This window comes from Streptomyces sp. NPDC102462 (assembly GCF_044765425.1).
In the GTDB taxonomy this organism is placed as follows: domain Bacteria; phylum Actinomycetota; class Actinomycetes; order Streptomycetales; family Streptomycetaceae; genus Streptomyces.
In genome coordinates this window covers 19,016-41,999 of record NZ_JBIWKB010000068.1, presented here as the reverse complement: position 1 = coordinate 41,999, position 22,984 = coordinate 19,016, and the positions used below count along the sequence as shown (strand labels likewise).

Genomic DNA, 22,984 nt, shown 5'->3' with positions numbered 1-22,984 from the left:
CGCGAGACCGAGAGAGGAAGCGTAGGAACCCATGGCGGACGGCTCCCCGCCCCCGGGCCCCGACCCGGTCGGCCCGGCCCCCGCCGTGCGGCCGTTCCTGGTCACCGCCGGCCGGGTCGCGGACAGCGACTCCGGCCGGACGATGCCCGTCGAGACCCAGGTGGTGGCCACCGTCGCGGGTCTGGACGCGCTCGACGGGCTCTCCTTCGAACAGCACGACATCGTCGCCGCCTGCCGGCTGCCGCAGTCGCTGGCCGAACTCGCGGCCCGGCTGCGGCTGCACCTCAACGTGGTCCGTGTGCTGGCCGACGACCTGCGCGCGGCCGGGCAGTTGACGGTGTACGTGCCCGACTTCGACACCACCCACGACGCATCCGTCCTGCGCAGGGTTATCGATGGCCTGCGAGCCATCCCCGACTCCCGAGGGGTACTCCGTGACACCGACTGAACCACTGGTCCACGGCTCTGCCGCGCACACCGCCGTACGACCGCCCCTGCCGGTGAAGATGGTCATCGCGGGCGGTTTCGGCGTGGGCAAGACCACGACCGTCGGCGCGATCTCCGAGATCGAGCCGCTGACCACCGAGGCCGCCATCACCGAGGTCGCGGCGGGCGTCGACGACCTCACGCACACCCCGCGCAAGACCACGACCACGGTGGCGATGGACTTCGGCTGCATCACCATCGACCCGACGCTCAAGCTGTACCTGTTCGGCACGCCCGGGCAGGACCGGTTCGGGTTCATGTGGGACGACATCGTGGAGGGCGCGGTCGGCGGGCTCGTCATCGTCGACACCCGGCGCCTCGACGACTGCTACGCGGCCGTCGACTACTTCGAGCACAAGGGCATCCCGTTCGCCGTGGCCGTCAACGCCTTCGACGGCACGGTGGAGCACACCATGGACGAGGTCCGCTGGGCGCTGGACGTCACCGACGGCGTCCCGCTGGTGGTCTTCGACGCCCGGGAGCGCGGCTCGGTGCGGGACGCGCTGCTCGTCGTACTGGAGCTGGCGCTGGCCCGCACCGAGCGCTGACCGTCAGCCGCTCCTGCGCACGCCGGGCGACACCGCGATCCGGGCCACCGCCCAGAACACCGCGAGTGTCGCCAGGGCCATCACGGCCACCAGCGCGGCGCCGCCCGCGACCTTCTCGTAGTTGTACTGGTAGAGGCCGTCGATGATGTAGCGGCCGACGCCGCCGAAGCTGACGTACGCGGCGATGGTGGCCGTGGAGACGATCTGGATGGCCGCCGAGCGCAGCCCGCTGAGGATCAGCGGGAGCGCGACGGGCAGTTCGACCCGCAGCAGGATCCGTGACTCCGCCATGCCCATGCCGCGGGCGGCGTCCACCGGGGACGGGTCGACGGAGCGCACCGCCTCGTACGTGGTCACCAGGATCGGCGGGATGGCGAGCACCACCAGCGGGATCATCACCGGGAGCAGGCCGAAGCCGAGCAGCACGAACATCAGCACCAGCAGGCCGAAGCTGGGCAGCGCGCGGGCGGCCGTGGCGATGAACGCGAGGACGTTGCCGCCGCGTCCGGTGTGCCCGGTCAGCATCCCGAGCGGCAGACCGATGGCGGCCGCGACGGCGAGGGCCAGCAGCGAGTACTGGACGTGCTCAAGGACCCGCGTGGGGATGCCGTCGTAGCCGTGCCAGCGGGCGCCGTCGCTGAAGAAGGCGTTGATGAAGTGGAGTACGTTCACCGGACTGCATCCTCCAGGGTGACCGCGGCCGGTTTGGGCCGGGTGGTGGTCCGGGTGATCCGCAGGCCGACCCCGCCGGCGCGGGTCCTGCCGGTGTCGCGCGGCGTCCACGGCGTCAGGAGCCGGCGGACGGCGACCAGCACGGCGTCCACGAGGACGGCGAGGACGGCCGTACCGACGACGGACAGCCAGACCAGGCGGGGCCGGTGGTAGATCATGCCGGCGTAGAGCAGATTGCCGAGCCCTCCCTGGTTGCCGATCAGCATGCCGACGCTGACCAGGGAGATGCTGGACACGGTGGCCACCCGCAGGCCGGCGATGATCGCGGGCACCGCGATCGGCAACTGCACCTGGAGGTAGCGGCGCACCGGCCCGAGCCCCATGGCGGTGGCGGCGTCAAGGGTCTCCTGCGACACCGAGCGGACCCCGTCCACGATCGCCGGGACGAACACCACGAGGCTGTAGACGGCCAGCGGGATCATCACGGTGGTCTCGCTCTGGCCGGTGTAGTCGATGAGGACCACGAAGAAGGCGAGCGACGGGATCGCGTACAGCACGGTCGTCGCGCCCAGCACGGGCGGGTAGAGGCGGCGGAAGCGCACGCAGAGCTGGGCGATCGGCAGCGCGACGAGCAGTCCGGCGAGCACCGGCAGCAGCGCCTCGCGCAGATGCAGCCCGACCAGGCCGAAGTAGCTGTGCTGGAGGTCGCTCGGGATGTCGAAGAAGCCGTTCATCGGCCGGCCTTCGCCGTGCTGCGGCCCGTGGCGTGCGCGGAGCGGATGGCCTCGCCGATGACCTGCTGCGAGACGACGCCGACGACCCGGCCGGTGGCGTCCACGCCGACGGCCCAGCCGGTCGGCGACAGCACGGCGCCGTCGAGTGCGGCGCGCAGCGAGTCCGTGCCGGGCACGAACGGCCGTCCGTACGACAGCAGGTGCTCCCGGTCGATCTTCCCGGCGGTGAGGTCGCCGGGCGCGCTCCAGCCGAGCGGCTTCCCGTCGAGGTCGGTGACGAGGAGGTACGGCGCGTCGTCGGCGGCGCGCGCGGCGATCTGCCCGGCGTCGGCGTCGATCGCGACGACCGGAGTGGTGCGCAGTTCCAGCTCGTCCGACGGGAAGAACGACAGCCGGCGGATGCCCCGGTCGGCGCCGAGGAAGTCCTCCACGAAGGCGTCCGCGGGTGCGGTCAGCAGTTCGGCGGGCGGGGCGAACTGGGCGAGGTGGCCGCCGGTGCGCATCACGGCGACCATCGTGCCCAGCTTGATGGCCTCGTCGATGTCGTGGGTGACGAAGACGATGGTCTTGCCCAGTTCCTCCTGGATGCGCAGGAGTTCGTCCTGCAGGCCCTTGCGCACCACGGGGTCGACGGCCGAGAAGGGCTCGTCCATCAGCAGCACCGGCGGATCGGCGGCGAGCGCCCTGGCGACGCCGACGCGCTGCTGCTGTCCGCCGGACAGCTGGTAGGGGTACCGCTTGGCGAGCGAGGCGTCGAGTCCCACCCGCGCCATCAGTTCCGCGGCCCGCGCCCGGGCCCGCTGCTTGCTCCAGCCGAGCAGCCGGGGCACCGTGGCGATGTTGTCGACGATGGTGCGGTGCTGGAAGAGGCCGGCGTTCTGGATGACGTAACCCATGGACCGGCGCAGCGTGTTGACGGGCTGCGCCTGGATGTCGACGCCGTCGAGGAGGATGCGTCCCTCGGAGGGGTCCACCATTCGGTTGATCATCCGCAGTGTCGTCGTCTTGCCGCAGCCGGAGGGCCCGACGAACACGGTGATCGAGCGGTCCGGTATCTCCAGTGACAGCCGGTCGACCGCCACGGTGCCGTCCGGGTACCGCTTGGTGACTGAATCTATCCGTATCAAAACGCCGAATACCCTTCGGGTTTGGCAGATAATGCCCACTTCCGGCCACGGTCGTCGATGCGCAGGCCGTTGCGTGAAGAGTTTAGACCGCGACTGTTTCAGTACTTTGGCAGGCGACGGCCCGCCGCCGGGTCGTGACCGGACCGTGGCCGGATCGCTCTACGCGCATCGGCAAGCAACTCGGCCAGGTGCTCGGCGAATCGGGTGAGCGCATCCCGTCGCGGCCCGGTGCGGGCTGTGCGGAAGCCGTGCCGGCGGCCCCAGAACGCGGCCTGGACGGCGTGCAACTGGCACCAGCGCCGGACGCGTTCACGGTCGAGTTCCGCTGCTTCGGCAAAGACGTCCAGGATGCGGTGGACGGACCTGCTCAGGTCGTCCACCGCGAGGAGCGCCGGCGCGCGGGACTTCAGCAGGGTGCCGGCGTCGTAGGCGGGGTCTCCCGCGTACCCCTTGGGGTCGACGGCCAGCCATGGCTCGCGGTCCGCGCGCAGGATGTTCCGGGCGTGCAGGTCGCCGTGGACGAGGGTGTCCGGCTGGGCCCGGCCCAGCTCCCGCACGGTCGCCACGGCGGCGTCCAGCGCCCGGCGCGACAGCCCGTGCGCCGGCTCCGCGGCGTCCCGGAACAGCCGCTCCTCCCAGGCGTCGGCCTGCTCGCACAGCCGGGGCAGACCGGGCGGCGCGGCAACGGCCAGCCGACGCCCGAGCCGCCCGGCGACCGTCACCAGCTCGTCGCCGTCCCCGACCTGCGCGAGGGTCGCCGGCCGGGCCCGCTCCAGCAGCATGGCGAACCGTTCGTCGTCGCGCTCGTGCAGCAGGACGGCGCCGCGCCCGGCCCACGCCGTGAACGCGTCCGGCTCATGGACATTGCCGGGGTGCGGGAACGACACCTTCAGCACGGCGGCTCCGCCGGCCCGTCGCACCGGGACGATGACACCGACACCCCCGTGCATGACCTCGCCGTCCTGCACACATCCCCAGGCGCCAGTCAGCTCCTCCACGATCCCCGGCAGCCGGTCGAGCCACACCGCCCCGGGCCGCCCCTCCCGCTGGACGGTGCTCCACGCGAACCCCTCCGGCACCCTGATCACCCCGCCACCCTACGCACCCCCGCACCCAGCCGGGCCCGGCTCCCTGCCCACCATCAGCTTCGGAAAGCGAAAGGTGCCACCGATTCCCCCGGCGAACCCTTCACGAAAGATCGAGATTCGCCCAGGCAGCGGCTTCCCTGATTTCCTCACATGGGAGCGAGTTCCTTGAGAGCGACGTACGTACCTTGATCGACTGACAGTTCCATGTGGCGCCGTGCCGCTGTGTAGTCCCTCTCGGCCAGCTTGATGTCCCCGAGTTGCCAGGACGCCGTACCCTCTCCTGCCGCGGACGCCTCTTCGAGGTACTGGAGTGCCTTCTCCTGGGACTTCGGCACCACATCCCCTCTGAGGTACATCGCGCCCAGGTTGTACTGCGGCTCCAAGACGAAAGAGAACCCGTTAAGGGTGCTGTTCCCATGACTTTCGCGGCCTGACGCGGCAAGCCCCGGAAGACCAGAAAGGGCCTCCGACGCGAATCAGAGGCCCTTGGTAGGCAAAGCACGCCCTCGACGGCGCGCTGTCAGTCCTCGTCCGGCCTCAGCCGGAGCGAAATGCTGTTGATGCAGTAGCGCTGGTCAGTGGGAGTCGCATACCCCTCGCCCTCGAAGACATGGCCCAGGTGGGATCCGCAGCGGGCGCAGCGGACCTCGGTGCGGACCATGCCGTGGGAGCGGTCCTCCACCAGTTCCACCGCGTCGGAGTCCTTCGGATCGTAGAAGGACGGCCAGCCGCAGTGGGACTCGAACTTGGTGCCCGAGGTGAAGAGTTCGGCGCCGCAGGCGCGACAGGAGTAGACGCCGGTGGTCTTGGTGTCCGTGTACTCACCGGTGAACGCCGGCTCGGTGGCGGCCTGGCGCAGCACCGCGTACTCGGCCGGGTTCAGCTCCGCACGCCACTGCTCGTCCGGCTTCTCGACGTCGTACGACATGGGTCTCAGCCCCTTCACTGCTGCGACAGGCGGTCCAGGATCAGCGGGCCCAGGTCTGTCACGTCACCCGCGCCCATGGTGAGAACGAGATCGCCGGGCCTCGCCATTCCCGCGATCACGGACACGGACTGCGTCCTGTCGTGCACGGCGGTGACGTCCGCGCCCACCGCGCGCGCCGCCTCGACGATCAGCTCGCTGGTCACGCCGGGGATCGGGTCCTCGCGGGCCGGGTAGATGTCGAGCACGACCGAGGCGTCCGCGAGGGCCAGGGACCGGCCCATCTCCTTGCCCAGTTCCTGCGTGCGGGAGAACAGGTGCGGCTGGAAGAGCACGAGGATGCGGGCGTCTCCCGCGGCGGCCCGCATCGCCTCCAGGTCGGCGGTCATCTCGGTCGGGTGATGCGCGTAGGAGTCGACGACCCGCACTCCGGCCGCCTCGCCCGTCAGCTGCAGCCGGCGCTTCACCCCGGTGTAGGCGGCCAGCGCCGCCGCCAGCTCGGGCGCCGGGACGCCGAGGGCCACCCCCGCCGTGAGCGCGGCCACCGCGTTGTGCGCGTAGTGCCGGCCGGGCACGGAGACCGTGAAGGTCAGTGGCGTACCGTCCAGCTCCACGGTGACCTCGCTGGTGAGCCCCCGCGGGACGACGGACAGGATCCGCACGTCGGCGTCCGCGCGCTCCCCGTAGGTCACCGTCCGCACCGAACCGGCCAGCCGCCTGGTCAGTTCCCGGGCGCCCTCGTGGTCGACGGCGATCACCAGGGTGCCGCCGGGCACGATCCGGCCGGCGAAGGTCTCGAAGGACTCGTGGATCTCGTCCATCGAGGCGTAGTTGGCGTGGTGGTCGAGTTCGACGTTGAGGACGATCGCGACCTCGGGCGCGTACTTGTGGAAGCTGCGGTCCGATTCATCCGCCTCGGCCACGAAGATCTCGCCGGTGCCGTGCAGGGCATTGGAGCCGGGGACGTCCAGGTCGCCGCCGATGGCGTACGACGGGTTCAGGCCCAGCTCGGTCAGCGCCACCGCCAGCATCGACGTGGTGGTCGTCTTGCCGTGGGTGCCGGCGACGGCGATCGGCCGCCGGCCGTCCATCAGGGCGGCGAGGGCGTCGGAGCGGTGCACCACCGGGATGCCCAGTTCGGCGGCGCGGGCCAGCTCCGGGTTGTCCGCGCGGATCGCCGACGACACGACCACGCAGTCGGCGTCGTCGGCAAGGTGCTCGGCCGCGTGCCCGATGTGCACGGTCACGCCGAGCGCCCGCAGGGCATCGGCGGTCGCCGATTCCTTGGCGTCGCTCCCCGCGACCTTGGCCCCACGCTGCGCGAGGATCTTCGCGATCCCCGACATCCCGGCGCCGCCGATGCCGATGAAGTGCGGTCGGTCCATGGCGGCAGGAAGGCCGGGTGCCATGCGAATCTCCCCAGGATCACGGTGCGGGCTGAGCACGCCTAGCCTATGCGCTCGCGCGCCGGTCTCCGCGCAGCGAGGCTCCCCGAGCGCGGTGGTCACCGGCGCGCGCCGGACGGTGACGGCGTGCGCCACCCTGTACCGGCAGCCGCCGCGGCGGCTCGCGCCGGTGGGGAAGGGAGTCTGCCGGTCGGCCCTGCGTGGACGGCGCCACCGACCCGTCCCACGCGCCACCGAGAGACGCCGGCCGCAGCGAGGGTGACCGGGCCCACGCGAGGGGCGCGGTCGCACCCGAGGGGCACGGTCGCACGCGAAGGGCGCGGCCGTACGCGAGCGGCGCGGTCGTACCCGAGGGACGCGGCCGTACGCGAAGGGCGCGGTCGCACCCGAGCGGCACGGTCGTACCCGAGGGGCGCGGTCGTTCGCGAAGGGCGCGGTCGTACGCGAGCGGCGCCGGTTCCTGCGCCCAGGGCGCGGGGAACCGGGCGGGAGGTCACCGCGGCAGCGCCTACGCCTTGCTGTGCGAGAACAGCTTCAGCACCGGCACCCCCACCTTGTGCCGGGCCCGCGAGGCCCAGTCCCTGTGGAAGAACTCCTCCACGTAGTGCGGGTCGGTGAGGACGATCACCTCGTCGGCCCCGACCTCGTCGACGAGGACCTTCAGGGCGTCCAGCGGATGGTCCTCGACCAGCCGCCCCAGCGCCTGTCTGCCGGCCGCCCGCAGTGCGGCGAGGGACACCGCCAGGGCCTGTTCGGCGGGCTCCTTCGCGGCGGCGCCCTCCGGTGTCTCCCCCTCGCGGGCGGCGTCGTCGAGTTCGCCGAGGGCGATGTCGTCGATGGCCCGCAGCAGCCGGTCGGCCTGGTCGCCCCGCGGCTGGAGCAGCACATGGAAGAAGACCGCCTCGTCTCCGTGCAAGGTGGTGACGAACTCCACGTCGGCGGACGTCAGGGCCTTCTCGATCATCAAAACGCTTGTGAACACCAGCGCCCCATTCTCCTTCGAGGGCCCCTTGGCCCCCGCTCTCCTGCGTGGACCGTACCTGGCCCTGCGGAAACCATCCTGCCCCGTGATCGCACGGGTCCTGCCGGATCCAGTGTGCCCGGCGGGGGCGAAACGGAACGACACGTTCCGATGTGGTCAGGACCGCCGGTAGCGGGCGAACAGATATCCGGCCTCCGTCAGCAGCGACACGAGTTCGAAGCGCCGGGGCACGTCGACCGGCGGACCGTCCGCGATGCGCTGGGCGTTGCCCGCGGTGAGCATCGGCGACAGCGTCAGGCACAGCTCGTCGAGCGCCCCGACGGCGACGAACCGGCCGAGCAGCCGGGGGCCGCCCTCGGTGAGCAGCCGTGTGTGGCCGAGCCCGGCGAGGGCCCGCACCGCGCGCGCCGGGTCCACCTCGGTGCCGTCGCCCGCGATCACCACCCGGGCGCCCGCCCGCTCGGCCGTGGCGATCCGGTCCCGGTCCGCCGCGGCGCCGGTCAGGACCAGGGTGGGCACCAGCGGTGCGGTGAACAGCGGATGTGAGAAGTCCAGTTCCAGGCTCGCGCTGACCACCGCGATGGCCGGGGCCGGGCCCTGTCCCGCGGCCTGGCGGGCCGCCGCGAACTCGGCACGCGCGCGTGCGGGCCGGTAGCCCTCCTTGCGCACGGTCTGGGCACCGACGACCACGACGTCCGCGAGGGCCCGCAGCGTTCCGAAGATCCGCATGTCGGCCGCGCCCGAGATGGGCTGCGAGCGGCCCTCGTACTGGGCGGCGCCGTCCAGCGTGGACACCATGTTGGCCCGCAGCCACGCCTGCCCGCCGTGCCGGTGCTGCTCTGGGTAGGCGTAGGCGGCGGCCAGCTCGGCAAGGCTCCACTCCCGCTCCACGCGGTCGCCCGCACCCGGCGATGCGGGGCCCGAAGCGGCCCCTGCGGCCTCCGCGGCCTTAGAGGCGGCCCCTGCCCGCGCGGCGTCCGCGGCGAGGTCCTGGGCTGCTGTTTCTTCGGTCACAGGGAACAGGCGTCGCATGAGGTGCAGTGTGACACGGCGCTTACCATGGGGAACCGTGTCGTCCTCCACCGCCGCCTCCCGGCCCGGCTCCGCCGCCCACGCGGCCCCGCTGTCCCTGTGCTCCCGCGAGCCGCACGTCCCCGCGGACCGGCTGGTCGCCGAGATGGTGCCGCCGCCGCGCTTCGACTCGGCGCGCTTCGCCACCTACCTGCCGGACCCGGACCAGCCCAGCCAGACCGAGGCCGTGCGGGCCCTGGAGGGGTTCGCGGCCGGTCTGGGCGGGCCGTCCGCGGCGGGCGGCGCCAAGCGCGGGTTCCTCGGCTTCGGACGGTCCAGGGCGAAGGTCCCGGCCGGACCGCGCGGCGTCTACCTGGACGGCGGGTACGGCGTCGGCAAGACCCATCTGCTGGCCTCCCTCTGGCACGCCACCCCGGCCGAGCCCGCGCTCAAGGCGTTCGGCACCTTCGTGGAGCTGACCAACCTGGTCGGCGCCCTCGGCTTCCAGGAGACCGTGCGCACCCTCGGCGGCCACCGGCTGCTGTGCATCGACGAGTTCGAGCTGGACGACCCCGGCGACACGGTCCTGGTGTCGACGCTGCTCGGCCGGCTGGTCGACGCGGGCGTCGCGCTCGCCGCCACCTCCAACACCCTGCCGGGCAAGCTGGGCGAGGGCCGGTTCGCGGCCGTCGACTTCCTGCGCGAGATCCAGGGCCTGTCCGCGCACTTCCGCGCCCTGCGCATCGACGGCGAGGACTACCGCCACCGCGGCCTGCCCGAGGCGCCGGCGCCGTACTCCGACGAGCAGGTGACCCGGACGGCGTACGCCACCGAGGGCGCCTCGCTCGACGACTTCCCGGGTCTGCTGGACCATCTCGCGAAGGTGCACCCGAGCCGCTACGGCGCGCTGACCGACGGCGTGCGGGCCGTGTGCCTCACCGATGTGCGGGCGGTGCCCGACCAGTCCACGGCGCTGCGCCTCGTGGTCCTCGCCGACCGGCTCTACGACCGTGAAGTGCCGGTCCTGGCCTCCGGCGTGCCCTTCGACGCGTTGTTCAGCGAGGAGATGCTGAACGGCGGTTACCGCAAGAAGTACTTCCGCGCGATATCCCGGCTCACCGCGCTCGCCCGGGACGCGAAGCCCCTCGTGGCGGCCTGACAGTCGATCAAGATCAGCGGGTCAAGGACTGGTTCACGCCATAGGACCCGCACTTTTCACTCTCTCCCGCGCCCGAAACGCGGATTTAACCCTGCAAACAACTTTGCAGGGTTACCGTGTCTCTTGACCATCCATTGACCAATGCTTGGTCCGTACTAGAGGTGCGAACTGTCGGGAGGGGGGCGCATGTTCCGAGGTCGAACGCGCCGGAGCGCACTGACACTCCTCGCCACCGTCCTGCTCACCCTGCAGTTCTTCGCACCCACGGATTCCTTCGCATCCGCGCACACATTCCGTCATGCCGAGGCCAAGGCTCAATCCGGAACCGAGCTTTCCGGGAAGCCGTCGCGCGACGGCACGGGGACGCACCGCGACACGGGGCACGGCGAGGAGCCGCCCGGCGCGACGCCCGACCGTGACCGCCGGCGCGCCGCCGCCTCGGGGCGGGCACCCGGTCGTCCGCTGCCCGACGGGGCCATGACGACCGCCGGCCGGGCGAATGCGCCCGGCGGCGTGCACCACCGCGTCCCAAGACCCTCAAGAGCCCACACCCCGGCGGCGCTTCAGGTCTTCCGCTGCTGAGAGACGGGCAGCCCTCACCACCGTCGTGCACGTCCGACGCGCCGCTGCGGCGCGCCAGGAGGAACCAACACACCATGCAGCCCCTCATCGACAACGCCCGTACCTTCGGACAGCGCCCTGAGGAGTTCGCCAAGCTCGCCGAAGGCCAGTCCCCGCAGGTCCTGTTCATCACCTGCTCCGACTCCCGGGTCGTGCCGGCCCTGATCACCGGCGCCCGCCCCGGTGAGCTGTTCGAACTGCGCACCGCCGGCAACATCGTCCCGCCCCACGCCTCCGCGCACCCCACGGCCGAGGCGGCCACCATCGAGTACGCCGTCGAAGTGCTCGGCGTCCGTGACGTCGTCGTCTGCGGCCACTCCCACTGCGGTGCCGTCGGCGCGCTGGTCCGCGGCGACGACCTGACCGCCGTACCCGCCGTGCGCGACTGGCTGGCGCACGCGACCCCGCGCCCGGCCGGCGCGGCCGAGGACCCCGCCGTCACCGAGGGCGTGCAGAGCCACGTCCTGACCCAGTTGCTGCGGCTGCGCTCGTACCCGTGCGTGGCCCGGAAGCTGGCCCAGGGGCGACTGGCCCTGCACGCCTGGTACTACGAGGTGCACACCGGCGCCGTCCGGGCGCACGTCGCGCAGACCGACACCTTCGAAGCACTGTGAGCGGCACCGTGACGAACCCTTTTCCTCATCTCAGGCAGGACTTCACCGCTTCCCTCGTCGTCTTCCTGGTCGCGCTCCCGCTGTGCGTGGGCGTGGCCGTCGCCTCCGGCGTACCGGCCGAACTCGGCCTGGTCACCGGCATCGTCGGGGGCATCGTCACCGGGCTGATGCGCGGCAGCAGCCTCCAGGTCTCCGGTCCGGCCGCCGGCCTGACCGTGCTGGTCTTCGAGGCGGTGCAGCAGTTCGGGCTGCCCGCGCTCGGGGTGATCGTGCTCGTCAGCGGGGCGCTCCAGATGGCGATGGGCGCCCTGCGCCTTGGCCGCTGGTTCCGGGCCATCTCGGTCTCGGTGGTGGAGGGCATGCTGGCCGGTATCGGTCTGGTCCTGATCGCCGGACAGCTGTACCCGGCACTGGCCGCCGAGGCCCCCGATTCGGGCCCCGGAAAGATAGCCGGACTTCCCGGAGCGCTCGCGGACGCCCTCGGGGACACGGACGCGCTGGCCTCCCTCGCCCTCGGCGCGGGCACGATCGCGGTCCTCGTGCTGTGGAAGCTCGCCCCCGCCACGGTGCGCGCGGTGCCGGGCCCGCTGGCCGCGGTCGGCCTCGCCACGGCGGCCGCGATGGCCCTCGGGCTGCCCGTGGCCACCGTCGAGGTGCAGGGGCTGCTCGGCTCGATCCAGCCGCCGCCACTGAGCGCCTTCGGTGAACTCGCCGGCCTCGGGGTGCTCGGCACGATCGTCGCGTTCACGCTGATCGCGTCCGCCGAGTCGCTGTTCAGCGCGGCGGCCGTGGACCGGCTGCACGACGGACCACGCACCCAGTACGACAAGGAGCTGGTCGCCCAGGGCGCCGGCAACACGATCTGCGGGCTGCTCGGCGCCCTGCCGATGACCGCGGTGATCGTGCGCAGCGCGGCGAACGTGCAGGCGGGCGCCCGCACCAAGGCGTCCCGGGTGCTGCACGGCGTCTGGCTGCTGCTGTTCGCGGCCCTGCTGCCGGACGTGCTCGGCTACATCCCGATCCCCGCCCTCGCGGGCATCCTGGTGTACTCGGGCGCCAAGCTCATCCCGGTGCGGGCGCTGGCCACGCTGTGGCGCGAGTCCCGGGGCGAGGCGCTGATCCTGGTCGTCACGGCCGTGTCGATCGTCGCGGTCAGCATGTTCGAGGGCGTACTGATCGGCCTGGCGCTGGCGATCGGCAAGACCGCGTGGGAGGCCTCGCACGTCAGGCTGGAGTTCGTCGACAAGGGCGCCGGCCCCGTCGAGGCGTATCTGTCCGGCAACGCCACCTTCCTGCGGCTGCCGAAGATCCTCGACAGCCTGGAGGCGCTGCCCACGGACCGGCCGGTCCGGCTCGACCTCTCCGGCCTGCACCACCTGGATCACGCCTGCCGGACCGCGCTGGAGTCCTGGGCCGAGCGGCACAGCTCGTCCGGGACCGAGCCGGTACGGCTCACGACGGCGCGGTGACGCGCCCGTCTGGTCCGGGGCAGGGGCGTGGCCCCGGACCAGACACCGGGCATATCGTTACAGGAACGGATGGAACGGACCTCGGAGGAGGCCGTCATGCTCCCGGACCTGTTGGGCGCCCTCGTGGGCCTCGGCGCCGCCGGCCTGATCTACCTGACCGCGGCGGCCCGGGTCGTCAAGCAGTACGAACGCGGCGTGGTCTTCCGGCTCGGGCGGGTCATGGACCCGGCGCGAACGCCGGGCTTCACCATGGTGATCCCCGGGGTCGACCGGCTGCACAAGGTCAACATGCAGATCGTGACGATGCCGATCCCCGCCCAGGAGGGCATCACCCGCGACAACGTGACCGTCCGGGTCGACGCGGTCGTGTACTTCAAGGTCATGGACGCGCGGGCCGCGGTCGTCAACGTCGAGGACTACCGGTTCGCCGTCTCCCAGATGGCACAGACCTCGCTACGTTCGATCATCGGCAAGAGCGACCTCGACGATCTGCTGTCCAACCGCGAAAAGCTCAACCAGGGCCTTGAGCTGATGATCGACAGCCCGGCCGTGGGCTGGGGCGTGCAGATCGACCGGGTCGAGATCAAGGACGTCTCCCTGCCGGACACGATGAAGCGGTCCATGGCCCGGCAGGCCGAGGCGGACCGTGAGCGCCGGGCCCGGATCATCAACGCCGACGCGGAGTTCCAGGCGTCGAAGAAGCTGGCGGAGGCGGCGCAGCAGATGGCCGACACCCCCGCCGCGCTGCAACTGCGGCTGCTGCAGACGGTGGTGGCGGTGGCCGCCGAGAAGAACTCCACGCTGGTGCTGCCCTTCCCGGTGGAACTGCTCCGCTTCCTGGAAAAGGCGCAGCAGCCGGCGGGCGCCGACGCGGCACCCCCCGCCGCACCCCACACGGAGGCCACCACCCCGAACGGCCAGGACCAGTCAACCCCCCGCCCCGCCCGCCCGCTCCCCACGCCCCCGGAGGACACCCCACCCCCCGCCCCTCACCCGGACCCGCCCTGAGCCCGACCGCCCACGTCGGCCGACAGGCACCGGTCAAGACACCCGTGACCGGGCGCCGCGGTGCTGTCGCCGGCCGGGGGACAGGGGCGGCGCGGGCCCACGTCGCCCCTCACGCGTCGGCCGAGCCGGAGGCTTATGCGGTCTTGCGGGCGCAGTCGGTCACCGGGTGTGGAGGGCCGGGTGGTCCGATACGACCGTGGTGGAACCGGGGCGGATCTCGGTGAAGCCGGCGTCCCGCACCAGGGGCAGCCCGCTGGTGGTGAGCCGGGGCCACTCGGCGGGGTCGGCGGTGCGCACCGCCAGGGGGAAGCCGGCGTCCCGCCAGTCGTCCCGCTCCGCGGCGGACAGCTCCCACCAGGCGAGCTGGGCACCGTGCCCGGCCTGGGCCATCGCCTTGCCGGCCGACATGTCGAGACCGGGGTTCAGCCACAGCACGGGCTGTGCCGGGTCGGGTCCGGCCGGCGGCTCGGGGTCGTCGAGTTCGGTGCCGGACACCTGGAGCCGGGCCAGATCCTTGGGCCAGCCGTCCAGGGGAACCGGCGGGAAGACCCGTACCTCCGCGGACTTCCCGGTGACGGTGATGCCGGGCAGCGCCTCGGCACGCCGCCACTCGGCGCCCCGGGCCCGCCGCACCACCTTGCGGATCCGGGCGTCCTGCCAGTCCCGCACGGCCCGCGCCCACTGGCCGTCGCCCAGCGCCCGCTCGTCCGCGAGCAGCATGAGCACGGCCCGGGCGGCGGTCTCCAGCGCGTCGGTGCGCGCGGGCGGAGCCGCCCGCTCGATCCGTACAACGAGCGGCAGCACGAACTGCGGGGCGGCGTCGCGCGGGGAGTGCTCGGCATGGAAGGGGCTGTCGCCCAGGGAGTCAGGAAGGTCGCTCACGACAGCCCACCTTACGGGTCCGTGCGGCGGTGCCGCCGTGGGCCGGTGCGGCAGGGGTCAGCCCGAGCAGGCGGTGCGCTGCGCCTCCTGCCACTCGCAGACGGGGCACAGCGTGATGCCCGGGTGTGAGGGCGGGTACTCGGTCGGCTCGCGGCACAGCACGCACTCCGCGTACGGCGGGCCGCCGGCCGTGGCGGGCCCGTCGGGGCCGGTGGTCGGGCGGGGGTCCTCTTCGGTCATGACCTCAGCGTAGGCGGTTCAGCGGCGGCTGCCGGACTGCGAGATCAGCGTGGAGACCTTCACGAACTGAAAGCCCTGTTTGCGCAGTTCCGGCACGATCGTGCGTACGACCCGCTCGGTGGTCGGGGCGGCGCTGCGGGTGCAGTGCATGACGACCACCGACCCGGGCCGCACCCCGTCCAGCACCTGCTTGACGACCGCGTCGGCGTCCGTCGCGAACGCGTCCCCGCTGACCACGTCCCACTGCACCGCGGTGACCCCGAGCCCGCTCAGCGCGCGCAGCGACTGCTGGTCGTAGCAGCCGCCGGGGAAGCGGAAGTACGGCATCGGGTGCGGCACGCCCGCCTTGCGGAGGGAGGCGTACGCCTGCTCCACGTCCGCCCGCATCCGGTCGGCGGAGACGGTCGGCAGGCCGTAGCAGTCGGCGGTGAAGGCGTAGTGGCTGTAGGAGTGGTTGGCGACCTCGAACAGCGGGTCACTGCCGATCGAGCGGGCCTCGGCCGGATACTGCTCGGCCCATCGGCCGGTCATGAACACGGTCGACGGGACCTTCAGGTCGCGCAGGGTGGCGATCAGGTCGGGATTGTCGAAGTGCTCGCCGGCCGCGGCGCGCTTTCCCTGGTCGGCGGTCATGTCGGCGTCGAAGGTGAGGGCGACGGTCTTGCCCCGGGTGCGCGGGCCGTTCATGAAGACCGGGGTGAGACCGCCGGGGCCCGGGGTGAGGGTGGGCGGACGCGAGGAGGAGGCGGACGAGGCGGTGGGCTGTGCCGGGGCCCGGCCCGTGGTGCGCGGGGCGCCGGCGGTGCCGCACGCGGCGAGGGCTGCGCCGAGGGCGCAGAGGGCGGTGACGCGGCATACAAGAGTGAACACGGCATGAAGATATGACCGGAAATATGACAATCCGGATGACATGCCTCACGGTCCGCACACACGTCACCCACCCGGCCCCGCAGGTCCGGGCGCGGACGGGCCGGGTGGCGGGCCTCCGGGCTTCAGGGCTCCAGGGCCGCTCAGCGGGCGTAGTGGCCGGACAGGGTGCCGGAGGCGAGGGTGTGGCCGGCGAGGGCGCGCCGCAGGTCGTCGGCGGTGGCGGTCGCCGGTGTCAGGTCGAGTCTCCGGTCGGCGGCGTACACCGTGAAGACGTAGTGGTGGGGCCGGTCGCCGCGCGGCGGGCACGGGCCGCCGTAGCCGGGCCTGCGGAAGTCGTTGCGGCCCTGCTCCGCGCCCTTGGGCGCGCGGCCATCGGCCAGCGCGGTGGTGCGCGGGGCGATGTCCCACACCAGCCAGTGAGTGAACGGGCCCTCGGGGGCGTCGGAGTCCTGGACCAGCAGGGCCAGCGAGGCCGTCCTGGCGGGTACGCCGGAGAAGGCGAGCGGCGGCGAGACGTCCGCGCCGTCGCAGGTGTAGCGGCGCGGGATCGCCCCGTCCTCGGCGAAGGCGGCACTCGTCACCGCGATGCGGTGTCCGGACGGCGCGGCGGGAGAGGAGGCCGGGGGCACGGAGGCCCCGCCGCCGCAGGCCGCGGCACCGCCGAGCACGACGGCCAGCATTCCGGCGATCACCGGACGGTTGCGCATACCCGCAGGCTAGGCCCTGTCGTCAAACCCCCGCCTGCCCCGCGACGCCATGCACGCACTCTCGCCGCACCGGCCACAGGCCCAAGTACGTCCAGTACGAGGACCTGCGCCCGGCACACCGAGAGCACGCTCCCCCAAGCTCTCGGCTCCGCTCGACCAGGGGGGACCCCCACGACGCCGCAGGGCCCGCCCTCCGGGCGAACGACGGGAGTTTGACGACAGGACCCAGGCCCTGCCCGACCGAGCGCAACCACCCCGCGCCGCCCTGTCCCCCGACCGGGACGGCGCAAGAGCCGGACCCGAGCGGGAGCGTCCCCGGGTTCTGCTCCGGGGTCGCCGGAACCGGTGTCGCCGGAACCTCAAATGTTGCTCTGAAGACGCGGGCTGCGGGATTCGGTGGCGGACAGCGGGGCCATACCTCCGTCACGCCGCGACGGCGACGAGGAGGCACGGGAGGGGACGGGCGATGCGACGACTGGGGACGGGGATCGGCTGGCGGCCGGAGATCGCGGACGCCGTGGAACGCATGCCGGGCATCGACTGGGTCGAGGTCGTCGCGGAGAACGTGTGCCCCGGGCATCTGCCCGCGTCGCTGCTGCGGCTGCGCGAACGCGGGGTCACCGTCGTCCCGCACGGCGTCTCGCTCGGTCTCGGCGACGCGGACCGGCCCGACGAGGGCCGGCTGACCGCCCTCGCCGAACGCGCGACGGCGCTGGGCTCGCCCCTGGTCACCGAGCACATCGCGTTCGTCCGGGCCGGTGGCCCGCTGACCGCTTCCCCGCGCCTGGAGGCGGGCCATCTGCTGCCCGTGCCGCGCACCCGCGACGCGCTGGACGTGCTGTGCGCGAACGTGCGCATCGCACAGCAGGCCCTGCCGGTGCCGCTCGCCGTGGAGAACATCGCCGCCCTGATCTCCTGGCCCGGCGAGGAACTGACCGAGGGGCAGTTCCTGTACGAACTGGCCGACCGGACCGGTGTGCGGCTGCTCATCGACGTGGCGAACCTGCACACCAACCGCGTCAACCGCGGCGACGACCCGGCCCGGGCGCTAGCCGAACTGCCGCTTGAGGCCATCGCGTACGTGCATGTCGCGGGCGGATTCCAGCGCGACGGCGTCTGGCACGACAGCCACGCCCACCCCGTCCCGCGGCCCGTCCTCGACATCCTGACCGATCTGGCCTCCCGGGTCACACCGCCCGGGGTGCTGCTGGAGCGCGACGAGAACTTCCCCGAACCCGTGGAACTGGAACGGGAGTTGGCGGCCATCCGGACGGCCGTCGACGAGGGCTCCGCGAACCGCCGCGCCGCCGGGACGCGGCCGGCCCCGCGGGCGGCGACGCTCACCGCCCCGCGGACGGCCGGCGAGCCCGACCGGGAGCGGGTCGCGCTCGCCCAGGCGGCGGTGCTGTCCGCGCTGGTCGCCGGTACTCCGCTGCCCGAGGGCTTCGACCGGGTGCGGATGGGCGTGCAGGCGCGGGCGCTCGCCGGGAAGCGGGCGGACGTGGTGGCCAAGGTCGCGCCCGAACTGCCCCGGATCCTGGGTGCCCGCTACCGCCCGGCGTTCCTCGACTATGCGCAGGAGCAGCCGCTGACCGGCGGATACCGCCGGGACGCGCTGGACTTCGTGGCGCATCTGCTGAACGCGCGGCACCCCGAGGACGCCGGGGTACGGCGGGAGTTGCGCACGTGGTGGCTGGAGCGCTCGGGACCGGTGCCGCGTTCCCGGCGCCCGGTCGCCCGGATCGGCCGGGCGGCACGCCGAGCGCTGGCCCGACGGCCGTGACACGACACCCGTCGACCTCCGGCCGGCCTGGCGGGCGCCGGAAGTAAGGGGTGACGGGTGGGGCGCGGTGGGTTCAACGGCCGTGCGCTGTTGCCTACTTCACTTCCGGTTCGACGTGCTTCGCCCGGTTCTGCCACAGCACTGCCGGGACGGTGTGCGCAGTAATATGCCAACCCGCACCCACCCGACGCACACCGGCATGCGGTGCCGCAAGCAGGAGGCACCATGCGACCGCGACCCCCGATCAAGGGCAGAGGCATCTTCAGCGGCACCGGGCTCATCATCACGGGCCTGGCCGCGACGCTCGCGGCGCTGATCTTCCCCGTCTGGTCCTACGCCGACCGATCGGGAACGACCGGCGCGGACGTGTTGAGCACGCGGACGCAGACCACGCCGTACGGCCCGCTGTCCGCGCTCGACCAGGACTTCGTCACCAGGGTCCGGCTGGCCGGGCTGTGGGAACTGCCGGCCGGTGAACTGGCGGAGCGCAAGGGCACCACGGCGGCGGTGCGGACGGCCGGACGGCATCTCGTCGACGGGCACACGACGCTGGACGCGCACGTCCGTCTCGTCGCCTCGCGGCTCGGTCTTGCCCTGCCCAACGCCCACACCACGCAGCAGCAGGACTGGCTGGCGGAGCTGAACGCCGCGCAGGGCACGGACTTCGACCGCGCGTTCGCCAACATCCTCAGGCTGGCGCACGGCAAGGTGTTCTCGGTCGTCGCCCAGGTCCGGGCGGGCACCCAGAACTCGCTGGTGCGCGATCTCGCCGACGACGCCAACGCCACCGTCCTGGACCACATCAAGGTCCTGGAGGCGACGGGCTACGTCGACTTCGCCGCGCTGTCCCGGGACTTGGCGGCGAGCGGCGCGCCGTCCGCGTCCGACACCACACCGCCGCCGGTCGCCCCCGCCTCAGCCCTCCCGGTCACCCCGACCCCACCCCCCAACACCCCCTGACAGCGCCCCAACGGGAGCGCCCCGAAGGGGCGCGGGGAACTGCGCGACCAGCCACGACGAAGCCGCAGACAACGGACGGCACATCGCGGCCCACCCAGCGGAGCGTTTACGCGAGGCCAGCGACCAGTTCGCCGATCTCCTTGCGGCGGCCGGTGAAGAAGGGGACCTCCTCGCGGACGTGCCGCCGGGCCTCGGAGCCGCGCAGATGGCGCATGAGGTCGACGATGCGGTGCAGCTCGTCGGCCTCGAACGCGAGGATCCACTCGTAGTCGCCGAGGGAGAACGAGGCGACCGTGTTGGCGCGCACGTCGGGGAAGCCGCGGGCCATCTTGCCGTGGTCGGCGAGCATCCGGCGGCGGTCCTCGTCGGGCAGCAGGTACCAGTCGTAGGAGCGCACGAAGGGGTAGACGCTGACGTAGGCGCGGGGCGTCTCGTCGGCGAGGAACGCCGGGATGTGCGCGCGGTTGAACTCGGCGGGGCGGTGCAGCGCCATGTTCGACCACACCGGCTCCAGCGCGCGGCCCAGCTTCGTGCGGCGGAAGAGGTTGTACGCCTCCTGGAGCTGGTCGCTGGTCTCGGCGTGCCACCAGATCATGAGGTCGGCGTCGGCGCGCAGCCCGGAGATGTCGTAGGTGCCGCGGATCGTCACGTCCTTGGCGGCGAGCTGGTCGAACAGGTCCTGGACCTCGTCGGCGTAGCCGGTGCGGTCCTCGGGCAGCGCGTCCTTCAGCCGGAAGACGGACCACAGCGTGTAGCGGATGACCTCGTTGAGGTCCTTGGCCAGCTTGCCCTTGTTGGGGATCCTGCCGGACTCGGTGGTGGGGGCGTCGTCACTCATGTGCCTATTCTCCCGCTCCGCTCCGCGGGCCGTGCACCGGGTGGGCGGTCGGCTCAGCGCCGGCGGCGCCGCCCCCGCGCAGGTCGCCCGCGAGCCGGTCAACGGCGGCCTCGGCGCTCGCGACGCAGGCGGGGATGCCGACGCCGTCGTACTGGGCGCCGCACACCGCGAGGCCCGGGAGCTTGGCCACGTGCTCGCGGATGCGGGCCACGCGCGCGTGGTGGCCGACGGGGTACTGGGGCAGGGCCTCGGTCCAGCGGGTGACCCGGGTCTCAAGGGGCTCTGCGGTCAGACCGGTGGCCTCGCGCAGATCGTGCCGGGAGACATCGATGAGGTCGGCGTCCTCGCGGCCCAGGATCTCCGTCTCGCCGTACCGCCCGACGGAGGTGCGCAGCACCATCACCCCCGGGTCCTCCTCGGCGATCCAGCCCCACTTCCGGGAGGCGAAGGTGGACGCCTTGACGGTGTGCCCGTCGACGGGGGGTACGAGGAAGCCGCTGCCCTCGGGGAGGGTGACGGCGTCCCGCCGGTAGGCGAGGGTGACCAGGGCCATGGAGGCGTATTCGACGGCCCGCAGTTCGGCGGCGGCGCCGGGGGACTCGGCGGCCAGCAGGCCGGCGGCGACGGGCGCGGGCACCGCGACCACGACGGCGTCCGCGTGCCGCACCCGGTCGGCGGCGACCACCCGCCAGCCGCCCGCCGCCTCCCGGCGCAGCTCCGTCACCGCTGTCGAGGTGAGGACGGCGCCGCCGCGGGCCCGCACGGCCTCGGCGACCGCGAGCGGCAGCCGGCCCACCCCGCCCTCGATGCCCTGGAAGACCGGACCGGGCCGCGGGTCCGCAGCGGTCCGCGCCTGGAGGTCGCGGACCGCTGCGGTGAGGGAGTCATGGGTCTGCAGGGCCTGGAACAGCTGGGGGACGGCCGCGCGCATCGAGATGCGGTACGCGTCGCCCGCGTACACCCCGCCGAGCAGGGGCTCGACCAGGCGGTCGACGACCTCGCGGCCGAGCCGCGCCGCCACGTACTCCCCGACCGCCACGTCGTCGCCGGTCTCGGTGCGCGGCAGGCCGGCCTCGCGGTCGATGCGCGCGAGGCTTTCCTCGGAGACCACGCCGGTCAGCGCGGACGCCGTGCCGGGCACGCCCATCACATGTCCCTTGGGCATGGGGCGCAGCGCGCCCCGGGTCCAGATCGAGGCGGTCGTGGTGGCCGGTGTGCGCAGCCGGTCCGCGAGGCCCACCTCGCGCGCGAGGGTCACCGCCTCCGGCCGGCGGGCCAGCATCGACTCGGCGCCCAGGTCCACCCGCACGCCCGCGATCTCGCCGGGCAGCAGCTTTCCGCCGACCCGGTCCGCCGCCTCCAGCACGGTCACCCGCGCCCCGCGGTCCAGCAGCCGGTGTGCTGCCGCCAGTCCCGCGATCCCGGCTCCGATGACGACGACATGGCCCGTGTCCGTACCCGATCCGTTCATGAGTCCACCCTCTCAGACACCGCCGACGGCCCGACCGGCGCCTCGTTTCCGGCTCGCGTCGTGACCGTGACCTCATCGGGACCGTGCCACGCCAACGTCCCGCCCGGGTCCGGCGTCGAAGGAGCGTCATTGTCATGAACCCTTGCACCAACCCTTGGGGGGAACCGCCACATGCGCACACCACGCTCCGTACGCCCCGTGCCCGCCCTGGCCGGCATCCTGCTGGCCGCCGCCGTCACGCTGACCGGCTGCGGGGCCGCCGACACCGCGAGCAGCGGCGACGACAAGGCCGCCGCGAAGAGCGCGGCCCAGCGGGGTACGGCCGCCGGCTCCGACACGGTCGGCGAGGCCGGCGGGCCGGGTCGGCCGGACACCGCCAAGACGGCCCCGAAGGGGCCCCGGATCACCGTCGAGCACATCGTCCGTACCGCCTCGCTGACCGTGCGGGTCAAGGACGTGCCCAAGGCGCTGGACGAGGCCCGCACCGCCGCCGAGGGCGCGGGGGGCTTCGTCGGCCGGGAGCGCACCAGCCGGGGCGCCGGGGGGCATGAGCGCACCCGAGTGGTCCTGCGCGTGCCCACCGACGCGTACGACAAGGTCCTCGCCGACCTCCAGGGCACGGGCAGGCTGATCTCGCGCACCGCGGGGGCCGAGGACGTCACCGACCAGATCGTGGACGTGGACAGCCGCATCGCCTCCCAGCGGGCCAGCGTGGCGCGGATCCGCGAGCTGATGGACCGGGCGGGCCGGCTCAGCGACGTGGTCACCCTGGAACGGGAGTTGAGCAGCCGCGAGGCCGACCTGGAGGCGCTGCTCGCCCAGCAGGCGTCCCTGAAGGACCGCACGAGCCTCGCGACCATCACCCTGACGCTGACGGAGGCGCCGGAGAAGGAGACGGCGAAGGACGACACCCCCGGATTCCTGGACGCGGTGTCCGGCGGCTGGCACGTCTTCGTCACGATGCTGCGCTGGATCGCCCTGGCCCTGGGTGCGGTGCTGCCCTTCGCGGCCCTGGCGGCGCTGCTCGCCCTGGGCTGGGTACGGGTGCTGCGGTCCCGTCTGCCGCGCCGCACGGCGGCCGCGCCGGCCGGCACCGTGGGGCCGCTGCCCCAGGCCCCCTCCACTGGCGCCGAGGGGTCCGACGCGGAGCGCGGCGGTGTGTCGGCGGGCGCCTGACGGGGTGCCTCGGTTTGCGGGTCGGCGGGTGCGGCATTCGTCGTGGCTGAGCGCGCAGTTCCCCGCGCCCCTGAAACCCGGGCGGCGCCCAGGAGGCCGGCGTGGGGCCGGGGGCGCCTGACGGGGTGCCTCGGTTTGCGGGTCGGCGGGTGCGGCATTCGTCGTGGCTGAGCGCGCAGTTCCCCGCGCCCCTGAAACCCGGGCGGC

24 protein-coding genes are annotated in these 22,984 nt (G+C 73.0%); 9 read left to right on the top strand and 15 right to left on the bottom strand.

What is annotated here, in order from left to right; all coding sequences use genetic code 11:
• Positions 1-31 precede the first annotated feature (31 nt).
• Both ACIRFL_RS37260 and ACIRFL_RS37255 read left to right on the top strand, forming a co-directional pair.
• Positions 32-448 (top strand): DUF742 domain-containing protein, encoded by a 417-nt coding sequence (locus tag ACIRFL_RS37260; RefSeq protein WP_404038053.1) that lies wholly within the window; start codon positions 32-34, stop codon positions 446-448.
• Positions 435-1,034 carry a GTP-binding protein gene (locus ACIRFL_RS37255; protein ID WP_404038050.1) on the top strand — a complete coding sequence of 200 codons (600 nt, stop codon included), beginning with the start codon at positions 435-437 and terminating at the stop codon, positions 1,032-1,034. Before ACIRFL_RS37260 ends, ACIRFL_RS37255 begins: the two co-directional genes overlap by 14 nt.
• Positions 1,035-1,037: 3 nt before the next feature.
• On the opposite strand, the gene ACIRFL_RS37250 is transcribed toward ACIRFL_RS37255, so the two are convergent.
• The 9 genes from ACIRFL_RS37250 to ACIRFL_RS37210 form a co-directional block, all read right to left on the bottom strand.
• Positions 1,038-1,706 carry an ABC transporter permease gene (locus ACIRFL_RS37250; RefSeq protein ID WP_404038047.1) on the bottom strand — a complete coding sequence of 223 codons (669 nt, stop codon included), beginning with the start codon at positions 1,704-1,706 and terminating at the stop codon, positions 1,038-1,040.
• Positions 1,703-2,440 carry an ABC transporter permease gene (locus ACIRFL_RS37245; RefSeq protein ID WP_404038044.1) on the bottom strand — a complete coding sequence of 246 codons (738 nt, stop codon included), beginning with the start codon at positions 2,438-2,440 and terminating at the stop codon, positions 1,703-1,705. Before ACIRFL_RS37245 ends, ACIRFL_RS37250 begins: the two co-directional genes overlap by 4 nt.
• Complete coding sequence (locus ACIRFL_RS37240) at positions 2,437-3,567, bottom strand: ABC transporter ATP-binding protein (RefSeq protein ID WP_404038041.1); 1,131 nt, start codon at positions 3,565-3,567, stop codon at positions 2,437-2,439. Before ACIRFL_RS37240 ends, ACIRFL_RS37245 begins: the two co-directional genes overlap by 4 nt.
• 98 nt (positions 3,568-3,665) lie before the next feature.
• Entirely contained in the window at positions 3,666-4,655 is a 990-nt protein-coding gene (locus ACIRFL_RS37235) for an aminoglycoside phosphotransferase family protein (RefSeq protein ID WP_404038038.1), read from the bottom strand.
• Positions 4,656-4,801: 146 nt separating this feature from the next.
• Positions 4,802-5,038 carry a hypothetical protein gene (locus ACIRFL_RS37230; protein ID WP_404038035.1) on the bottom strand — a complete coding sequence of 79 codons (237 nt, stop codon included), beginning with the start codon at positions 5,036-5,038 and terminating at the stop codon, positions 4,802-4,804.
• Positions 5,039-5,175: 137 nt separating this feature from the next.
• Positions 5,176-5,583: a peptide-methionine (R)-S-oxide reductase MsrB gene (gene msrB / locus ACIRFL_RS37225; protein ID WP_404038032.1), complete on the bottom strand. Its 408-nt coding sequence runs from the start codon at positions 5,581-5,583 to the stop codon at positions 5,176-5,178.
• A gap of 14 nt (positions 5,584-5,597) precedes the next feature.
• On the bottom strand, positions 5,598-6,989 hold the full coding sequence (gene murC, locus ACIRFL_RS37220) for a UDP-N-acetylmuramate--L-alanine ligase (protein ID WP_404038029.1): 1,392 nt from the start codon (positions 6,987-6,989) through the stop codon (positions 5,598-5,600).
• Between the two features lie 505 nt (positions 6,990-7,494).
• Complete coding sequence (locus ACIRFL_RS37215) at positions 7,495-7,968, bottom strand: indole-3-glycerol phosphate synthase (RefSeq protein ID WP_404038026.1); 474 nt, start codon at positions 7,966-7,968, stop codon at positions 7,495-7,497.
• Positions 7,969-8,124: 156 nt separating this feature from the next.
• On the bottom strand, positions 8,125-9,000 hold the full coding sequence (locus ACIRFL_RS37210; protein WP_404038024.1) for a pyrimidine reductase family protein: 876 nt from the start codon (positions 8,998-9,000) through the stop codon (positions 8,125-8,127).
• A gap of 37 nt (positions 9,001-9,037) precedes the next feature.
• Here ACIRFL_RS37210 and zapE point away from each other — a divergent pair, with 37 nt between their 5' ends.
• From zapE to ACIRFL_RS37190, 4 genes are all read left to right on the top strand, one after another.
• Complete coding sequence (gene zapE, locus ACIRFL_RS37205; protein ID WP_404038021.1) at positions 9,038-10,138, top strand: cell division protein ZapE; 1,101 nt, start codon at positions 9,038-9,040, stop codon at positions 10,136-10,138.
• Between the two features lie 656 nt (positions 10,139-10,794).
• Entirely contained in the window at positions 10,795-11,373 is a 579-nt protein-coding gene (locus ACIRFL_RS37200) for a carbonic anhydrase (protein ID WP_404038018.1), read from the top strand.
• An 8-nt stretch (positions 11,374-11,381) separates the two neighbouring features.
• Positions 11,382-12,842, top strand: coding sequence for a SulP family inorganic anion transporter (locus tag ACIRFL_RS37195; RefSeq protein WP_404038015.1), 1,461 nt, complete (start codon positions 11,382-11,384; stop codon positions 12,840-12,842).
• A 96-nt stretch (positions 12,843-12,938) separates the two neighbouring features.
• Entirely contained in the window at positions 12,939-13,850 is a 912-nt protein-coding gene (locus ACIRFL_RS37190) for a slipin family protein (protein ID WP_404038066.1), read from the top strand.
• Between the two features lie 159 nt (positions 13,851-14,009).
• Here the strand turns inward: ACIRFL_RS37190 and ACIRFL_RS37185 are convergent, their stop codons facing one another.
• The 4 genes from ACIRFL_RS37185 to ACIRFL_RS37170 form a co-directional block, all read right to left on the bottom strand.
• Positions 14,010-14,732, bottom strand: coding sequence for a peptidyl-tRNA hydrolase (locus tag ACIRFL_RS37185; protein WP_404038013.1), 723 nt, complete (start codon positions 14,730-14,732; stop codon positions 14,010-14,012).
• Between the two features lie 57 nt (positions 14,733-14,789).
• Positions 14,790-14,972: a hypothetical protein gene (locus tag ACIRFL_RS37180; protein ID WP_404038010.1), complete on the bottom strand. Its 183-nt coding sequence runs from the start codon at positions 14,970-14,972 to the stop codon at positions 14,790-14,792.
• A gap of 18 nt (positions 14,973-14,990) precedes the next feature.
• Entirely contained in the window at positions 14,991-15,842 is an 852-nt protein-coding gene (locus tag ACIRFL_RS37175; RefSeq protein WP_404038007.1) for a polysaccharide deacetylase family protein, read from the bottom strand.
• Positions 15,843-15,982: 140 nt separating this feature from the next.
• Positions 15,983-16,549 carry a YbhB/YbcL family Raf kinase inhibitor-like protein gene (locus ACIRFL_RS37170; protein WP_404038004.1) on the bottom strand — a complete coding sequence of 189 codons (567 nt, stop codon included), beginning with the start codon at positions 16,547-16,549 and terminating at the stop codon, positions 15,983-15,985.
• A 466-nt stretch (positions 16,550-17,015) separates the two neighbouring features.
• On the opposite strand from ACIRFL_RS37170, the gene ACIRFL_RS37165 reads away from it, so the two are divergent.
• Together ACIRFL_RS37165 and ACIRFL_RS37160 are read left to right on the top strand one after the other, a co-directional pair.
• Positions 17,016-18,332, top strand: a complete 1,317-nt coding sequence (locus ACIRFL_RS37165; protein ID WP_404038001.1) for a DUF692 domain-containing protein — start codon at positions 17,016-17,018, stop codon at positions 18,330-18,332.
• 225 nt (positions 18,333-18,557) lie between these two features.
• A complete protein-coding gene (locus ACIRFL_RS37160) occupies positions 18,558-19,292 on the top strand; it encodes a DUF4142 domain-containing protein (RefSeq protein WP_404037999.1) in 735 nt (244 codons plus the stop codon).
• Between the two features lie 106 nt (positions 19,293-19,398).
• Here ACIRFL_RS37160 and hemQ read toward each other — a convergent pair whose 3' ends face one another.
• On the bottom strand, positions 19,399-20,130 hold the full coding sequence (hemQ, locus tag ACIRFL_RS37155; RefSeq protein ID WP_404037996.1) for a hydrogen peroxide-dependent heme synthase: 732 nt from the start codon (positions 20,128-20,130) through the stop codon (positions 19,399-19,401).
• Positions 20,131-20,134: 4 nt separating this feature from the next.
• Complete coding sequence (gene hemG, locus ACIRFL_RS37150; RefSeq protein ID WP_404037993.1) at positions 20,135-21,601, bottom strand: protoporphyrinogen oxidase; 1,467 nt, start codon at positions 21,599-21,601, stop codon at positions 20,135-20,137.
• A gap of 171 nt (positions 21,602-21,772) precedes the next feature.
• Between hemG and ACIRFL_RS37145 the strand changes: the two genes are divergently transcribed.
• On the top strand, positions 21,773-22,777 hold the full coding sequence (locus ACIRFL_RS37145; protein WP_404037990.1) for a DUF4349 domain-containing protein: 1,005 nt from the start codon (positions 21,773-21,775) through the stop codon (positions 22,775-22,777).
• The last annotated feature ends 207 nt before the right edge of the window (positions 22,778-22,984 follow it).

Bases quoted from the DNA above. Each gene is read 5' to 3' on its own strand.
- ACIRFL_RS37260 (WP_404038053.1), top strand. From the start codon at position 32: ATGGCGGACGGCTCCCCGCCCCCGGGCCCCGACCCGGTCGGCCCGGCC.
- ACIRFL_RS37170 (WP_404038004.1), bottom strand. From the start codon at position 16,549: ATGCGCAACCGTCCGGTGATCGCCGGAATGCTGGCCGTCGTGCTCGGC.
- hemQ (WP_404037996.1), bottom strand. From the start codon at position 20,130: ATGAGTGACGACGCCCCCACCACCGAGTCCGGCAGGATCCCCAACAAG.
- ACIRFL_RS37200 (WP_404038018.1), top strand. From the start codon at position 10,795: ATGCAGCCCCTCATCGACAACGCCCGTACCTTCGGACAGCGCCCTGAG.
- ACIRFL_RS37160 (WP_404037999.1), top strand. From the start codon at position 18,558: ATGCGACCGCGACCCCCGATCAAGGGCAGAGGCATCTTCAGCGGCACC.
- ACIRFL_RS37190 (WP_404038066.1), top strand. From the start codon at position 12,939: ATGCTCCCGGACCTGTTGGGCGCCCTCGTGGGCCTCGGCGCCGCCGGC.
- ACIRFL_RS37245 (WP_404038044.1), bottom strand. From the start codon at position 2,440: ATGAACGGCTTCTTCGACATCCCGAGCGACCTCCAGCACAGCTACTTC.
- msrB (WP_404038032.1), bottom strand. From the start codon at position 5,583: ATGTCGTACGACGTCGAGAAGCCGGACGAGCAGTGGCGTGCGGAGCTG.
- ACIRFL_RS37145 (WP_404037990.1), top strand. From the start codon at position 21,773: ATGCGCACACCACGCTCCGTACGCCCCGTGCCCGCCCTGGCCGGCATC.
- ACIRFL_RS37180 (WP_404038010.1), bottom strand. From the start codon at position 14,972: ATGACCGAAGAGGACCCCCGCCCGACCACCGGCCCCGACGGGCCCGCC.
- hemG (WP_404037993.1), bottom strand. From the start codon at position 21,601: ATGAACGGATCGGGTACGGACACGGGCCATGTCGTCGTCATCGGAGCC.
- ACIRFL_RS37165 (WP_404038001.1), top strand. From the start codon at position 17,016: ATGCGACGACTGGGGACGGGGATCGGCTGGCGGCCGGAGATCGCGGAC.
- ACIRFL_RS37210 (WP_404038024.1), bottom strand. From the start codon at position 9,000: ATGCGACGCCTGTTCCCTGTGACCGAAGAAACAGCAGCCCAGGACCTC.
- murC (WP_404038029.1), bottom strand. From the start codon at position 6,989: ATGGCACCCGGCCTTCCTGCCGCCATGGACCGACCGCACTTCATCGGC.